General features: G+C 53.7%; 12 protein-coding genes and 1 tRNA gene. 3 read left to right on the top strand and 10 right to left on the bottom strand.

Annotation, left to right across the window (positions count from 1 at the left end; genetic code table 11):
* Window positions 1-134: 134 nt before the first annotated feature.
* The 5 genes from Q8902_03100 to mnmA all read right to left on the bottom strand — a co-directional run bounded on the left by Q8902_03100 (window position 135) and on the right by mnmA (window position 3,822).
* A tRNA-Pro gene (locus Q8902_03100) sits at window positions 135-207 on the bottom strand.
* 53 nt (window positions 208-260) lie between these two features.
* Window positions 261-617, bottom strand: coding sequence for a DUF952 domain-containing protein (locus Q8902_03095; protein ID MDP4198540.1), 357 nt, complete (start codon window positions 615-617; stop codon window positions 261-263).
* Window positions 617-2,197: an acyl-CoA carboxylase subunit beta gene (locus Q8902_03090; GenBank protein ID MDP4198539.1), complete on the bottom strand. Its 1,581-nt coding sequence runs from the start codon at window positions 2,195-2,197 to the stop codon at window positions 617-619. Before Q8902_03090 ends, Q8902_03095 begins: the two co-directional genes overlap by 1 nt.
* 36 nt (window positions 2,198-2,233) lie before the next feature.
* Window positions 2,234-2,719: a hypothetical protein gene (locus Q8902_03085; GenBank protein MDP4198538.1), complete on the bottom strand. Its 486-nt coding sequence runs from the start codon at window positions 2,717-2,719 to the stop codon at window positions 2,234-2,236.
* On the bottom strand, window positions 2,716-3,822 hold the full coding sequence (mnmA, locus tag Q8902_03080) for a tRNA 2-thiouridine(34) synthase MnmA (GenBank protein MDP4198537.1): 1,107 nt from the start codon (window positions 3,820-3,822) through the stop codon (window positions 2,716-2,718). The genes Q8902_03085 and mnmA overlap by 4 nt, the downstream gene beginning before the upstream one ends.
* Before the next feature lie 128 nt (window positions 3,823-3,950).
* Here mnmA and Q8902_03075 point away from each other — a divergent pair, with 128 nt between their 5' ends.
* Window positions 3,951-5,021 carry a YCF48-related protein gene (locus tag Q8902_03075; protein ID MDP4198536.1) on the top strand — a complete coding sequence of 357 codons (1,071 nt, stop codon included), beginning with the start codon at window positions 3,951-3,953 and terminating at the stop codon, window positions 5,019-5,021.
* A 45-nt stretch (window positions 5,022-5,066) separates the two neighbouring features.
* On the opposite strand, the gene Q8902_03070 is transcribed toward Q8902_03075, so the two are convergent.
* The 3 genes from Q8902_03070 to ccsA all read right to left on the bottom strand — a co-directional run bounded on the left by Q8902_03070 (window position 5,067) and on the right by ccsA (window position 8,738).
* Window positions 5,067-5,891 (bottom strand): hypothetical protein, encoded by an 825-nt coding sequence (locus Q8902_03070; protein ID MDP4198535.1) that lies wholly within the window; start codon window positions 5,889-5,891, stop codon window positions 5,067-5,069.
* Window positions 5,892-6,550: 659 nt separating this feature from the next.
* Window positions 6,551-7,876 (bottom strand): glutamyl-tRNA reductase, encoded by a 1,326-nt coding sequence (gene hemA, locus Q8902_03065; protein MDP4198534.1) that lies wholly within the window; start codon window positions 7,874-7,876, stop codon window positions 6,551-6,553.
* Between the two features lie 7 nt (window positions 7,877-7,883).
* Window positions 7,884-8,738, bottom strand: a complete 855-nt coding sequence (gene ccsA / locus Q8902_03060; protein ID MDP4198533.1) for a cytochrome c biogenesis protein CcsA — start codon at window positions 8,736-8,738, stop codon at window positions 7,884-7,886.
* Window positions 8,739-8,879: 141 nt separating this feature from the next.
* Between ccsA and Q8902_03055 the strand changes: the two genes are divergently transcribed.
* Window positions 8,880-9,620: a hypothetical protein gene (locus Q8902_03055; protein MDP4198532.1), complete on the top strand. Its 741-nt coding sequence runs from the start codon at window positions 8,880-8,882 to the stop codon at window positions 9,618-9,620.
* A gap of 363 nt (window positions 9,621-9,983) precedes the next feature.
* Window positions 9,984-12,287: a T9SS type A sorting domain-containing protein gene (locus Q8902_03050; protein MDP4198531.1), complete on the top strand. Its 2,304-nt coding sequence runs from the start codon at window positions 9,984-9,986 to the stop codon at window positions 12,285-12,287.
* Window positions 12,288-12,911: 624 nt separating this feature from the next.
* Here Q8902_03050 and Q8902_03045 read toward each other — a convergent pair.
* Together Q8902_03045 and Q8902_03040 are read right to left on the bottom strand one after the other, a co-directional pair.
* Window positions 12,912-13,343, bottom strand: a complete 432-nt coding sequence (locus Q8902_03045) for a hypothetical protein (protein MDP4198530.1) — start codon at window positions 13,341-13,343, stop codon at window positions 12,912-12,914.
* Window positions 13,344-13,500: 157 nt separating this feature from the next.
* Window positions 13,501-15,138 carry an ATP-binding protein gene (locus tag Q8902_03040; GenBank protein MDP4198529.1) on the bottom strand — a complete coding sequence of 546 codons (1,638 nt, stop codon included), beginning with the start codon at window positions 15,136-15,138 and terminating at the stop codon, window positions 13,501-13,503.
* Window positions 15,139-15,156: the final 18 nt, after the last annotated feature.

Here is a 15,156-nt window from a genome sequence, read left to right as displayed (position 1 = left end):
TGGGACTACTAACGGCCTGACCCAAATCCGCGTTCGGGTGTCGAGAGTCACGAGAGGTCAAAAATGAATGCCTGAATTGAGACAGAACGAGCCCACCATCCTCCCCTCAGCCTTCATCCCTCATCCTCATGTTGTCGGGGCGACACGATTCGAACGTGCGACCCCCTGCTCCCAAAGCAGGTGCGCTACCAGCTGCGCCACGCCCCGATGTTGCCTCTAGCCGTGCCCTTTAGGGCACGAAGGCGAGTGCTAAACGCCGCTTACGCCAAATCGTTTCGGAGGACTTCCGGTAGTTGATAACCATCTTCGCCATCCCAGTCCAGTGGGTGAATGGCCAGGATCGCATCCCGGTTGAGCGGACCATAGATATGCGGGAAGAGCCGCTCGCCGCCCTCCAGGTTCTCATATCGGATTTCCGGCAAGACTTTCGCCTCGTCAATCTCCAAAAGCAGCATTTCCTCGCTGTAGGGTGCTATGTAATTCGCAACATCCAAAACCTGATCGATCTTCGAGCAATGGATGAAGCCTTGACCTGCCAACGAAGGGACCCGAAATACTTTCGCATCGAGGTGTTGATCGAGATCGGATTTGGTGATGAAGTGATAGATGCGGGTCATTAGAGGGGTATATTCCCATGCTTCTTCCATGGGTTCGTATCTTGCTTTGTCGCGAGCATCTTGAGTGCGCGGATGAGGCGGATGCGGGTTTCTTCCGGCTCGATTACATCGTCGATGTATCCGCGCTCGGCTGCGATGAAGGGATTGGCGAAGCGCGTGCGGTACTCGTTCGTTAGCTCTTCCTCGCGGGCCTTGGCGGCGGGATCGCCTCCAGCGACGCGGGCCTCTTCAATCTCTTTCTTGAAAATAATTTCTACTGCGCCTTTAGGACCCATGACCGCGATCTCTGCCGTTGGCCACGCATAATTAATGTCACCGCGAATGTGCTTGGAGTTCATCACGTCATACGCACCGCCGTAGGCTTTGCGCGTGATGACCGTTACCTTTGGCACCGTCGCTTCCGCAAAGGCATAGAGCAGCTTTGCGCCGTGACGAATGATGCCACGCCACTCCTGATCGGTGCCGGGCAGGAATCCCGGAACGTCCTCGAAGACCACGATCGGAATGTTGAACGCATCGCAGAACCGGACGAAGCGCGCGCCCTTTGTGCTGGAATCAATATCGAGCACGCCCGCCATCGAGAGTGGTTGGTTCGCTACGATGCCGATTGCTTCGCCATCTAATCGCGCAAAGCCAACGATGATGTTCGTCGCAAAATCGCGGTGGACTTCGAAGAAGCTCCCTTTGTCGGCAACATCTTCGATCACGACGTGCATGTCGTATGGCTTGTTCGGCGAGTCGGGAATGATATCCTGCGTTGCAGTGCAAACGCGCGTCGGATCATCATCACTGACTGAGCGCGGTGTCTTCTCACGATTGTTCTGTGGAAGGAAGCTCATGAGCGTCCGAATGCCATTGATACAATCAAGTTCGTTCGGCACCGCAAAGTGCGCCACGCCCGATTTCTGCGCATGCGTATCCGCACCGCCAAGCGCTTCACTTGTTACATCCTCGTGTGTCACGGTCTTCACCACGTTCGGCCCTGTGACGAACATGTAACTGGTGCCCTCGACCATGAAAACAAAATCGGTAATCGCAGGAGAATACACTGCGCCGCCTGCGCATGGGCCAAGCACGGCAGAAATTTGCGGCACCACGCCAGAGGCCAACGTATTCAGAAGAAAAATATCTGCATAGCCTCCGAGCGAAACAACGCCTTCCTGAATGCGCGCTCCGCCTGAGTCATTCAGGCCGATGATCGGCGCGCCGGTCTTCATCGCCATTTCCATGACCTTCACGATCTTTTCCGCGTGAGACTCGGATAATGAGCCACCGAACACGGTAAAATCCTGACTGAAAACGTAGACGAAGCGACCGTTAATGCGTCCGCAGCCGGTCACAACGCCATCGCCGAGCGGCCGCTGTTTTTCAAGACCGAAATCCGTCGATCGATGTCGGGCGAACATGTCGAACTCTTCGAAGCTGCCAGAGTCGAGCAGCAGTTCGAGCCGCTCGCGGGCCGTCAGCTTTCCTTTACGATGCTGGTCTTCAATGCGCTTTGATCCGCCACCCTGAAGGGCTTCGGTGCGGTAGCGGGCGAGAGTATCTTTGGTGGTCTGAGCGATTGCCTGATCGGCCATGCGGACTTGCGTAGAAGGATGCCTTAGAAGGATGGCTTAGAAGGATGCGTTGAAATTCCCACTCGTTATTGCGCGGATGCTATCGGCGCGCCCACTCGATACCAGTCGTCCCGTGAACGTACCTTGGAGAGTCGGCGAGGTCTGCGTAACCGTCATACTGCAGAAACCACTGCCGGAGCGAGCCTCGAAATCCTGATTGGTCGTGGCATCGTAATACCGAATGTTCAGCGTTGGAGACTGACTTGAAGTCGTTGTCGTCACGGTGGCAGGAATTCCGGATATGTCGATCTCATTCGTCCCCTGGTGCGTGGCTTCTGTGGCGGAGATGGAATACTCGGCACCGACCTGCACCGCCAATGCATTCGTTGCAGTGAAGTAGGACGGCACGCCATCCGCGTTCGCGAAATCGGCCGCGAAACTGCCGGGGTTGTATTGCTGAGGCGGTGTAACGGTATTACAGCCAGCAATAAATGCTACGGTCAGAACCGCAAGAGCGAGGTTTGATTTGGTACGAGCAATCATATTAATTCACTTTTTTCGATAATACCACCACCGATGAGATCGTCACCTTCATAGAGTGCGACCGATTGCCCCGGTGTGATGGCGCGTCGTGGTTCATCGAAGATCACGCGCATGCGGTCGCCGGCAACTGGAATTGCCGTTGCGAGCGCACCCTCGTCCTTGTATCGGATCTTTGCGGTAACACGCAAACCCGCACTCGGCAAGGCGTCGTACTTAATGAGATTCAAGTGATGGGCCACGAGTTGACTCGACAGTAAATCGTCATCATCTCCGAGATGGACATGATTATTGAGTACGTCGAGACCCGTAACGTAAAGCGGCGCAGGATGTGAAGGAATACTCAGGCCCAGTCCCTTCCGCTGTCCGATTGTGTAGAATGGAAGACCGTCGTGCTGTCCGACCGTCTCACCCTTGAGTACAAAAGCGCCCGCGCGTGGTGCGATTATCTTGGCTGCACTGACCCGATCCTTGAGGAACCGGCGGTAGTCATTATCCTGCACGAAACAAATCTCGTAGCTCTCGTGCTTTTTCGCAACGGAAAGCTGGTACTTCTCCGCAACAAGTCGTGCTTCAGCCTTTGTATATTTCTGCAGTGGAAACAGCGTGCGGTGCAAATGCTCCTCACGCACCGACCAGAGCGCATACGTCTGATCCTTGGTCGTATCGGCGGACTTCGAGAGGATCATGCGACCGTCCTCGTTGCGGAGATGTGCGTAGTGCCCTGTCGCGATATACTCGCAGCTTAACTGGTCTGCCTTGCGGAGCATCGCCGCCCATTTTATTTCACGGTTGCACTTCACACAAGGATTCGGTGTCTCACCGGCAAGATAGGTCTCGGTAAAATACTGAATGATCTCGCGACCGAATTCCTCGGTCATATCGGTGACATAATGCGGGATCTTCAGTCGGGCGGCCACGCGGCGGGCATCGTTGATGCCATCGAGCGAGCAGCACGATGTATCATTATTGAGGTTGCCGCCGATGTCCTCGTAATTGTAGGTCTTGATGGTCATGCCGATCACGTCGTGGCCTTCCTCGCGGAGCAGCGCTGCCGCCACGGAGGAATCCACACCACCCGACATTCCGAGTAATACTCTTGCCATGAAATGCCGAGAACAGGTCCTTCCGTTGACGGGTGCCGCATGGGTGCGTTTCCAAGGAACCAATACTTCGGTTTTTTGACTTGGTCTGCCACAAAATTGTCCGATTGAACAACAGTCAATACCGTAACATGAAGAAGGTCATTGGTTTCTCGCTCGCGCTGGTCGTTGTGGCATTCGGGGTCATCTCGATGCTAAGTCTGAATAGCTGCCGCCAGCGAGTCACGACGGAGTTTGATACCGTGTACGTCCAAAGCCCTGATTGGGATGATTCACTGTGGGTCTATCGTCAATCGGGTACAACCGAAGACCTGATTATCAGCGAGTTTCTGAGTCCACAGCTTGGATTCGTGGGCGGCGATGGCGGTACCGTGCTTCGCAGCATCGACAGTGGTACGACCTGGGCAAGGCTCGCAACGGTCCCGGTCTCCTCCGAATCCGGAACGGGCGTCTATGGCATCCACTTTTTTGATGCCACCAACGGACTTGCCGCCGGTGATGGATATAATGTGTGGCGCACCAATGATGGCGGCCATACGTGGTCCGCGATTCCGATCAGCACCAGCTACAATTTGCGTTGCATGGCATTTGCCTCGCCGACCGTCGGCATTCTCGGCACGGCGGATGCCTATTCCACACCACCAGGCTCCAACGGTGAACTCTGGAGGACCTCTGATGGTGGAGCAACCTGGAACCGCGTCCTCAGTATTTCGACTGGTTCATTTTATCACATCCGATTTTTGTCGGCGACCTATGGCATCGCGCTTGGCAAATTCGGTACCTCATACTGGACGACCGACGCGGGACAAACCTGGAATCGTTCGGCCAACGATGTGCCGCAATACCAAATCACGCGTTCGACATTCCTGAACGCACAGACGGGCTTCGCGTGTGGCATTCTGCAACAGACAGATGGAAGTGCCGATCCAACAGGCGGCGCATTGCTCCGGACCGACGATGCGGGACAAACATGGAGCACGATTTCGCATTTGCAGTATCCCGTGCAGGGCATCGCCTCGGGAGCTGCCGGGATCCTCACTGCCGCAGGCTATGCGGGTAATGTGCTCGAATCGACGGATCAGGGCGCCACCTGGCCACACGCTACGCTCGGCTCGGCACGCTGGATCGATGTGAACTACGCCACACCACAGCGCACGATCATGATCGGTGCCAACGGACATATCGCAACCAGAGATCGATAGCTCCGCCAGTAGCTCAGTGTCGGGGGTCGGCGACAATTCAAGATGTCACTTTCTGACGGTTATTTTAATAACCTGTTGGGGGAGTTTTAAGAATAAGATGCCGCTTGGCACCGTCGTAAGATCGATGTGGAGGGTCGAGTCGTCTTCAAATCGAGTGGGGGGTGCCAGGTGACGCCCGAGCAAGTCAAGAACATCGGGAATATCAATCCTGCCTTCTCCCTGCAACACAAGCTCGCTTGAACATGGCTGTGGCCAGGCATGTGTGCGCGAATGGCGGTCAGGTATTTGCTCAACGTCGCTATGTCCGCCAAAGTAAGTATTCAGCCCGTCGTAAAAGCTCACATGAACATGGCCAAGTAGGTTGACCTCAAGGTCGGGCAACGAGTCTATGTAGCCAAGCGCGCTATCAACGTTCACGTATTGGTCGAAATAGAACTTCCATCCTTTTGCAAGATAACTGGACGTATCCCACCCGCTGCCCATTTGCCGGTATTGTAAGTCAAAGTGTCCGAATCGCTGCTCGATAAGTTGCATGTGCCTTCTGACTTCGGGAAACGTTGAATCAATCTGCCACCATTGACGCACGACACCATAACCTGTAGGCGGAATCGAGTCGGGAAAAATGTAATATTTGAAGATGGTGAGAAATGTCCGTTTGGCGTACCACGTACATGGTAACTCCCCAAAATTTGTGTGGCATGGATGACATGTGTCAATCCTGAGACTGTCGGGATTCTCGATGGTGGAGTCTTTCGGCATTGAGGTCATATTCTGGTAAAGCGCGAGACATGAATCCACCTGCGCCTTGGCACGGCTGGCCGTTAGGCTGGCTCCGAGGAGGAGAAATACCGCTACGAGCAATCGTTTCATGGGAAACCTCCCAAACGTTCGTGAGAAACCAAGCTTCTACTTATAGAAGACCAGCGAGATAGCAAAAGGTTACACCTACTTTTCAAGAAAAACATCTCGCAGGCCGTTAGAATCGCGAAGACCAATCCGACTTCAACCTCCACAAGTTTGTAGACCATTTCGCGCGAACTGGCGGGTCCATCGCCGTTACACAGATTCGCGCAAGCTTAAGCGAGCGCTGCAACTCGCGGTCTGTCCATTCTGGCCAGAACAGTATGCAAAATTCATCGAAAACTTGCGATGCCGGATGGGTCGAACCTTGTTATATAGGGTGGAATGGGTTCTCTTCGCTAATTAGAATGAGGACTTATGAATATTGCATTAATTCTGCAGTTGAATATATGAGTTTTTGATGTCACTGCAACACCGGAAGGGTCGAGCAGCGTTGTAATAGATGGAAGGGGTACTCTTCACTTAACTTCCGATTCGGTGAACTGGGCTGCTTGCGCACCAATGGTACGTTTCCGTGAGAACGGATGCACAACTTGGGACTGGCGGAAAGAAGAGAACCTGGATTCCCGCTTTCACAGGAATGACATAGGAGTGAATTGATTCAACGGGATATTCTCCGTTACTGGAGTCCAGTCAGTTGAATTGGGATGCCGTCAACTAAGAGGCAGCTACTCCTCGCCGTTGCCATCGAGCGCGAATAGCTTTCGGACAATCTCGATACGGGTCATCATGTCGTCGTTCGAAGGCTGGCGAGCACCGTAGGTGCGGCCTGCGCCAGCCGGCTCCTTCAGGGTCACCATGGGCTGGTGGAGCAACCGATTCATCATGCGGCGAGTCATTTCGTCCATCATGGCGAATGACTTCTCGTCCAATTTGGCTCGGTGGCGGTCGAGCTCTTCGCGGCGGACGGCTTCGAACTTCTCGCGAAGCTCCTTGATGGTCGGTCCAACTTCGAGCTTGGAGAGCGTCTGGAGAAAATGATCGAGTTCTTCGCGAACAATCGTTTCGGCCTTCGGAATTTCGAGTTTGCGGCGCTCCAGGTTCTGATCGACCATGGCGCGGAGATCGTCGATGTCCTTCAGGAAGACGTTCGGCAGCCGGCGCGTTTCGGGATCGATGTCGCGTGGGACAGCAATATCGACCAGCACGAGTGGACTCGATGACTCGCGTTTTTTGAGCGCGGCTTGGACCATCTCCTTGGTCAGAACAAAACCAGATGCGGACGTCGCGCTGACGACAATATCGGACGACGAGAGAGCTTCCGGCAACTGGGCCAGTTCGATCGCGCGGCCTTCGCCTTCCGTGGCATTAGCGAGCAACGTCGTTGCACGCTCAAGCGTCCGATTCGCAACAGTCAGCGAGCGCACGCCACGCTCGGCAAAGTGCTTCGCGACGAGTTCAGCACTCTCGCCGGCACCAATAATGAGCACCCGGCGGGAGCGAAGATCGTCGTAAATTTTTCGGGAAAGCTCGACGGCCGCGAAGGAGATCGTTGCAGCGCCAGTCATGAGCGAAGTCTCGGAAATGACGCGCTTGGCTGCCCGGAACGCAGCATGGGCCAGCTTGGTCAGGATGCTGCCGGATGCGCCGGATTCGGTCGCGATGCGAAACGCATCCTTGACCTGCGAAAGAATTTGCTGATCGCCAATGATCTGCGAATCGGTACCGCTGGCCACTCGAAAAAGATGCAGGATCGAGTCGCAATAGGACATGCGCTCGAAGTAATCGCGATAGGCCCCGACCTCCGCATGAGGAATCCCTTTGGCCCCAAGTAAGAAATCGATGAGGTACTCGCTGGAAACCTGCTCGGAAACTGGTAAGGCATACAGCTCGGTACGGTTGCAGGTCGAAACGATGAGTGCTTCCCGGGCAATTTCAGGTTTCATCCGCTCCAGCAGTGCACGCGCTTCCGGCTCTTTGAGATGCAGCCGTTCCCGCACCTCGACCGGCGCCCGGTGATGCGAAATACTGACCGATATGAGCGATTGCGGCACTGGAGATTTAGAGGAAACTATGGAAATTGGTACCGATCGTATTGATAATCGTCATGGAAATCACCGTCAGCGCGAAACCAGACATCCAGAACAGCACCAATCTGCGGCCTTCTACATGTGCGAACTGCCGAATGAGCAATGTCACGCCAAAGACCAGCCATACGAGCAGGGTCATCAACACTTTTGGATCGAGCAGCAGGGCGCCGGAGCTTGCCACAGGAGGAAACTCCCTCAGCAATATGCCACCAAGCACGATTGCCAGTGTGAGAAAGATAAATCCGGCAGCCGTAGCACGAGTGCCATATCGCTCCAGTCGTGAAAGGCTTGGAATATGCTCGAAGAGCGCACCATATTCATTTCGCCGAAGCGCACGATCGAGCAATAAATACAAGCTGCCATAAATCGCTGCAAGAATGAGCGCGGCATACCCGAAGACAGAAGTAGTTACATGAAGATTGAAAATCGGGTTTTTGAGGAGGGGTTTAAGCTCCGGCACGCTTTCGCTACCGATAGTCAGCGAGGACGCAAGTTGCAGCAAGAATGCCACAGCCGTCACAAAGAAACCTGTCCCCGACGTCTCCCTCGAAAGGCGAAGTTCGGCAAAGACATAGACTGCCAGCAAAGTAAATGCGATCAGAGACATCAGCTCGTAAATCGTCGCCAGCAATTCGTGATGTTCGGTCGCGGTATATGCCCCAATATATAACGCATGGATGGCGATGACAACGTAAGCAGCGGGCAAGCCATACTTCAGTCGGCGCGCCGTATCAACTGGACGGAAAAATGTCCGGCCAAAATAAAAGACAAGGCCGGCATACAGCGCGGGAAGCGCGTCGCGAAGGATAAGTACGAGAGCTGACATGCAGTTCGTGTAAACAGGGCATCAAATCGAATCATTCGTAACTCTTCGAAACTACTTGGCACGTCCATTGGATAAACTGCTTGAAAGCGGCACGGGTCGTCCGGTATTGGCGAATGGTGCTCTCTTTCTTAGATAAACTTCATGCGCCTCACAACGACGATCGAAGAAGCTGCCAGCGTGGAGGAAACACCTCCATCCGAGCAAACGCCGGTCCCACTAATGGAGGATGAGGCGATCCAACAGATTGCCCGCGACCGGGAGGCGAGCCAGGTGATTGCGCCGGCTGGCGATCCGCATTCAACCATTAAGGTCGGACGGATGAGACGGCTGCTTGAGGCCGGCAAACGACGGCGAACGACCCAGTTGCTCACCCAGATCTGGCAGAGTGACTACTCCCTCATCGCGTTTATTATTGTGATGGCCGCGTTCTATCTTATGAAGGATACGCGTTCGCCAGTCATCGGGGTCCTCTTCTTCTTGTTCGCGATGGCGGAGGTCGATGCGATTCTTTCGATCTTCGTCGTACGGCTTTCGTTTCACCAGAACAAGCACGGTTTCTATCGAACGGAAGATTTCGAACGCGACTGGCTGCGCTATCGGATGTTGCTAACGATGACCAAAGCGGCGCTCCTGTTTGTCGTTGCGACCAGTTGCGGCACCGCAACAGTGATTGCTTCTTACATCATGTGGTTCTTCACTTCAACCCAACGGTTGCGATATGTCATTTTGCGATGGTCGATGGATGAGCACTATCCGGAACTACAACGCTGGAGCATTTTTGCATTATTGCGCGAAGCCGGCATCGAGCCGAAGCGCCGTAATTTCAATCTGGTTGCGCTGATCGGAGTAATTCTTGGCTTCGGGATCGTCCTTTTGTTTTAGAAAGCAATTATTAGCTATTCCGTTTTGGCGGCAGCTATTCACTTTTGGGAACCGCATCATTTATGAGATCTTCCCCGGAGGCATCCCGAAACCATCGTTCTAGCAACTCGCCAACGAACGTATAGCGAAGTACAACATTCATAACAGTCATCAAGCCGAGCACGCGGAGGCCTTTGCGCATCCACGCGGGAAGTGTCACCCCAAAGAGTCTCATTCCTTCAGGCCACGGCATAAGCCATTGCTGGTTCAAGTCATGTGCCATTATCGTCGTATTTTTGCCAATGGCTGAGATTCTTGGCCCAGAAGGAATTCTTTTTCATTCCGCATCCTGTTAGCATACTGTTAAACCGTACTTCTTATATTATGAAAGTCTTCGGCAGAATTCTCCCGCTTTTCCTCCTCGCAATTTCTTTTTTCGGCACCAGCCGCGTTCATGCGCAGTCCGATTCCGTTCGGTACTACCCGGAACAATTCATTGACCGCACGTGGGATTGGACCATAATCAACAAAAATGTGGGCTTGCTGCCGATCAACCGGGTCACATTCCAGATTCTGACGCCCGGAGTGAAGTGGGATGAGAATTTCTTGCCGATTTCTGAGCCGCCCATGCAGGGTGCAGGGTGGTTGGATACCATTAATGCAGCGAGAGACAGGGTTTATTTTTGGAACGATCAGGGATTTTCGATTTCGCCACATGGTGGACGCGATTCCATCCTGGCATTCACGCTGGATACGAACGCTCTGGACCAATGTACTGAGATCCTCTGGACGACATACTACTTCAGGGGAAACAGCGTTACCCAAATTTCCTCAGGTACAGTGTGCCTGTATACCACTGCCTGGCAAGGGTATCCTCCGATAGATAACGTCACCGCCACGGGGACTCTTCTGCCGAGCTGCGATCCATCGTTCAATCTTAGCGTCACCAACCGGAATGGACAGCAAAGTCAAATCGATCATCTCAGTTTTGAGATTCTTGGTGGGCAAGCGATGATGCGACCTTCCGCCGTTAGCGCACCGGATGGGTGGAACATCGATTCGGTCACCGGTACCAAGGCGTTTTTCTCCTCGCTCCAGGGCGTTAACCGAGGCAGCACCCAAACCGGCTTTGTCGTGACCCTCAGTTCGAGCCCGCTCCTGCGTGTTTACAATATCGTGTGGCGCGCATATAATGGGACGAGCATTATCGATCGGGATACAGTCCATGACACTCTGACAACCGCCCCTTGTGCAGCTACGACTGATGCCTCCGCTGATACCATAGTCGCAGACAAAATCGGAGGCTGCGCTTACAGGATCACCGCTGAGAATTTTCATGTCTCCATGGACCGTCCAACGTCTCCGCTGACAAGAGTTGTCCTGACCAGCCAAACGCCGGGCGTGACGTTCGAAACGGCCGAGAACAGTCCTAATGGTTGGGCAACGCTGATCGATACTCCTGCGCGGACCAAGGTCTCGTTCTTGCCCTTCTCCTCCGCGTATTATCTACCCGGTGGCCGCTCGAATTCCTTCACGCTGGTTGTGGATAATCCGAGTCAGGGTGATTTCAACCTCGCATGGTCAACGTACGATACGACAGCAGGAACTGCCAGTCTTGTGTCCAGCGGGGTTCTTCCGCTCCGATGCTCCATTCCTCCTGTTGACTCCGACACTGTGATTTTCGCGCAAGTCGCTCCAGGCGGATGTCTCTTCACCGGAACAGTGGTGAATAAACATCAACCCAATCCTGGAAACGATCGCTCGGTAACATACTCTGTCGATCCGACTGTAGCCTCGTTCGGAAGTAAGGCAACCTCTGATAAGCATTGGCCTGTCAACTTTGGAAGTCAGAATGCATCGATGCAGTTTACAGCCGGATCCGGCCAGACCATCAAACCATTTGAGACACAGACGGATACCTTCACCTTGATCCCTGTGGTAGCAGGTTCACAAGTGCCGGTTACCTGGAGCGTGCGCGACTCCGCGTCGAACAAAATCACTGGCCATGGTGTGACTGTTATTAGCTGCACTCCACCTCCACCACCATGCGACAACATCTTCTTCACTCACAGCAAGACGAATGATTGCCTCGACACTATTGCTGTAAAATATTCGCGGCTTGTGAGCGAGGGTCCGATTAATCTGATTCGCGTGATTCCTCTGGATGGATGGAAAGTTGACACCACGAACCACCCAATTGGATGGGGAGTTACTTCTTATGGCGGTGACTCGGTGGACTTCAACGGAGAGATTCAGCCGGGTCTGACCCGGGGCGGATTCGTTGTCCACTATCGGCAAAGCAGCGGAGCATTGCTGCCGTATCGCGTCAATGTGGAGACATTCAACAGCCTTGGTACCGTTCACGCATGCACAGGAACTGACAACATTACCTGTACCGCTGCTGGAGTCGTGCCGGATGCGCCGCCAGAGATGCTTGCGCTCACCGCATATCCGAATCCATTCTCCGGCCAAACCGAAGTTAGCTTTACGCTTCCTGGACGCGAGCACGTCGAGCTTGTCTTGATCGACGTAATGGGCCGAGTCCAGCAAACGGTAGCCACTGGCACAATGGAAGCTGGCAATCACTCGATTTCCTTGAATGGCTCCGCATTGCCAACCGGAACATATTATCTCCGGCTCGAGACCCCATACACCCGTGTGACCAAGAAAATGGTAATTGACCGATAGGCCGCCAGTCAGGTGTTCTCTTGCCGAAGTGCCGCGCGGAGCGCGGCACTTCAATTTTGTGCCGCTCGAAAGCCACCGCAGTAAAACTGATTCATGCAAACGATTTCTCGACTTGCAGACGCGGTTTTCCGGAATAAGTCTTGGAGTATTTGCCTAATTATGGGACACATGATTATGGGACACATGCTAATCCTCTTTTTAGTTATCTTCTCCACTGGAATGTTGCTTCTTGTCTTTGCCGGGATCGTTTGGATGACGGGCAAATGGGTTGAAATGGCTGAGAAATTACATAAAGCCGGGCGGCTGAGTGCAGTTCGGAATCGAAGGAATACATGGTCTATTCCACGCCATATCAGGGCAAATTGACTTAAAAATTCAACGATAGGCACCTACAAAAAAACACTGCGGCTCCACCAGCTTGCGCCAATGGAGCCAACAGTGTCTTTTCTCTCACCTTGACTTTAGATACAAACGGCCTAAATGGAACCCGCCTACATCTATAAGTCTCACACTTTGTTCGTTGCATCGATCTGATGCAATCAAAGAGTACAACTTGGGATTCGGCCCCCAAGTTCCGGCTCGTTCCGTGACAAATAATTATTTCAAGAATTCTCTCCGAAATAATTATCGGGCCGGATGCGAATGCTCTCGTTCGCGCAATTCTTGCCGGCGTTGTTCGAGCTTCCGACACAAATCCTGACGACGAGCTGGATCGTTCTGGCGTCCAATGATCGCTTCACGAGTCTCGGTCTTGCGCGTGACACGGCTCTCGCGCGGGCGTTCCTCCTTGTTAACCGATGTCATGTTTGCGGGGTGCGGAATCGGATGCACCGGTTGTTGCACGGGAGTCGCCGGGCGTTGTGTTGGCACTTGGGCCTGCAACTGAAAGGTTGTACCCGCCGCGCTGGCGTCCGAACCGGCCAACATGTGCGAGGCAACGAATATTGCTCCACCCAGAGCGAACGAAAAAATAGGAAATGTAACACTTCGAACAGCACTGTGTGCAGTGTGACGCGTCGCGCGAGTTGCGCTGTGCGTTGGAGGCCCTTGTTTCACGGCTTCAAATCGTAAAAAGATTCATGCGTTGAACAGACTCGATAACGAATGTGGGTGAAGCAGCACCCATGTGCTCCCCGGTTAACTGGCCCCAGAAATCAACAATTCCAAAAAGGTCAAGTCTTAATCCGAATTAAGCTTGTTGTAACTTGGAATTTTATCCCATCGCCGGCATCGTGATCGTAAATCTCGTCCCCCGACCCAATTGACTTTCCACTGCGATCGTCCCGCCGTGCGCTTCGACAACAGACTTCACAATTGCGAGACCCAGACCAAGTGATCGCGCCGTATCGTCATGCGGACCGGTCCGCGCTTCATCCGTACGGAAAAATCGCCGGAATATCTTTGGCAAATCTTCAGCCGCGATGCCAATGCCAGTATCCGAGACGCCGAACTCCACGTTCATATCCCGCCGTCGCAGAAATAGCGTAACCGAACCGCCCTTCGGGGTATACTTCAATGCATTATCGAGCAAGTTCATCACGACCTGATAGAGTCTCGTCGGATCGACATAAACACGAATGTACCGCGCCCCAGGGTCGAAGTCATAGTTGAGCGTCAGCCCCCGTTCCTCAGCGAGAATGGCGCCATCTTCACCGAGTGCAGAAAGATAGTCATAAAGCCCCAACTCTTCCCGATCGAGCGGAAGCTGCCGATCATCCGCTCGGGAGAGCAGCAGCAGGCCGTCGACAATGCGCTGCATCCGATCGATCTCCTCCATCACGCTCGCCAGAACATTGCGTGTCTCATTTGGATCGAGCGTACTACCCTGCGCCGCTGCTGCTTCCAGATGCCGCTCGGTTTGTTCGATTTCGCCCTTCATAATAGCGAGTGGCGTCTTCAATTCATGCGAAGCATCCGAAGTGAACTGTGAGATTTGTGCAAAGGACCCTTCAAGCCGCTCGAACATAGAATTCAGCGTTTCGGTCAAGATGACCAGTTCATGGTCAGTTTTGCCCGGCAGATCGATCCGTTGCGAGAGATTCTTTGCGCCGATCTCCCGCGCCATATCCGCGATTTGCTCGATTGGCCGGAGTGCTTTGCGCGCCAGCCATAATCCGCCGAGAATTGAAATCGCGAGCGCCAGCGGGATCCCGATGTAGAATGATGATCGCACACTCGCAAGACTCTGTTCAATATCCGTGATCGGGTATCCGACGTAGACATCGAACCGCGCGTTATGGGCACGCGCAACTCGAACCCGGTCACCTCGGAAGTGGATTGTGCTGTAAGCCGCCGTGGTATCCGAACTAATGCGCTCCCTTCGAGGACGAACGGCGCGCATGATGGTATCCTCGCCCAAATTCGCAGTTCGGAAAAAAGACTCTTCATGTGTCCGGCCGCTGGCCTCACGCGCCACGCCATAGATCTCGACCAAATTATTGCGCCGACTGGAAACCGAGCGCTCGACAATCGCATCCAATGGATCGGCCATGCGCCCCGTGGAATCCTGGAAGGAAAGCTCCGCAAGGACTTGATCGATTATTTCGCTGACCACACGATCGGCCAATTCTGTTCCGCGGGCCGTGGCAGGGACCTCCGAGATCGCATGATCCACCAAATCGCGCAATGAACTTGCCGCATGCAACTCCCCATGAATCTGCGCTTCGTGAGGATTCGTATTCGCCGGCAATGTGCTAATCAGCGTCAGGGTCGTCCGCGCATCTTCGATGAGCGAAATATCCAGTGCATCGAATAAAGATTCTCGAATCTTGTAGTATTGAAAGAGCCCGATCGCCGATATCGTCAAGAAGACGAGGAGCGAATACCATAGGATCAGACGTAGCCGTAGCATAGTCACTCAACAAAGGGC

Source organism: Bacteroidota bacterium (assembly GCA_030706745.1).
Lineage (GTDB): Bacteria > Bacteroidota > Ignavibacteria > Palsa-1295 > Palsa-1295 > PALSA-1295.
This window is presented reverse-complemented; position numbering and strand designations above follow the sequence as displayed.

What these genes read in the sequence shown, in the direction of transcription:
- Q8902_03095 (MDP4198540.1), bottom strand. Translation starts at nt 617, where the DNA reads ATGACCCGCATCTATCACTTCATCACCAAATCCGATCTCGATCAACAC.
- Q8902_03090 (MDP4198539.1), bottom strand. Translation starts at nt 2,197, where the DNA reads ATGGCCGATCAGGCAATCGCTCAGACCACCAAAGATACTCTCGCCCGC.
- Q8902_03085 (MDP4198538.1), bottom strand. Translation starts at nt 2,719, where the DNA reads ATGATTGCTCGTACCAAATCAAACCTCGCTCTTGCGGTTCTGACCGTA.
- mnmA (MDP4198537.1), bottom strand. Translation starts at nt 3,822, where the DNA reads ATGGCAAGAGTATTACTCGGAATGTCGGGTGGTGTGGATTCCTCCGTG.
- Q8902_03075 (MDP4198536.1), top strand. Translation starts at nt 3,951, where the DNA reads ATGAAGAAGGTCATTGGTTTCTCGCTCGCGCTGGTCGTTGTGGCATTC.
- Q8902_03070 (MDP4198535.1), bottom strand. Translation starts at nt 5,891, where the DNA reads ATGAAACGATTGCTCGTAGCGGTATTTCTCCTCCTCGGAGCCAGCCTA.
- ccsA (MDP4198533.1), bottom strand. Translation starts at nt 8,738, where the DNA reads ATGTCAGCTCTCGTACTTATCCTTCGCGACGCGCTTCCCGCGCTGTAT.
- Q8902_03055 (MDP4198532.1), top strand. Translation starts at nt 8,880, where the DNA reads ATGCGCCTCACAACGACGATCGAAGAAGCTGCCAGCGTGGAGGAAACA.
- Q8902_03050 (MDP4198531.1), top strand. Translation starts at nt 9,984, where the DNA reads ATGAAAGTCTTCGGCAGAATTCTCCCGCTTTTCCTCCTCGCAATTTCT.
- Q8902_03040 (MDP4198529.1), bottom strand. Translation starts at nt 15,138, where the DNA reads ATGCTACGGCTACGTCTGATCCTATGGTATTCGCTCCTCGTCTTCTTG.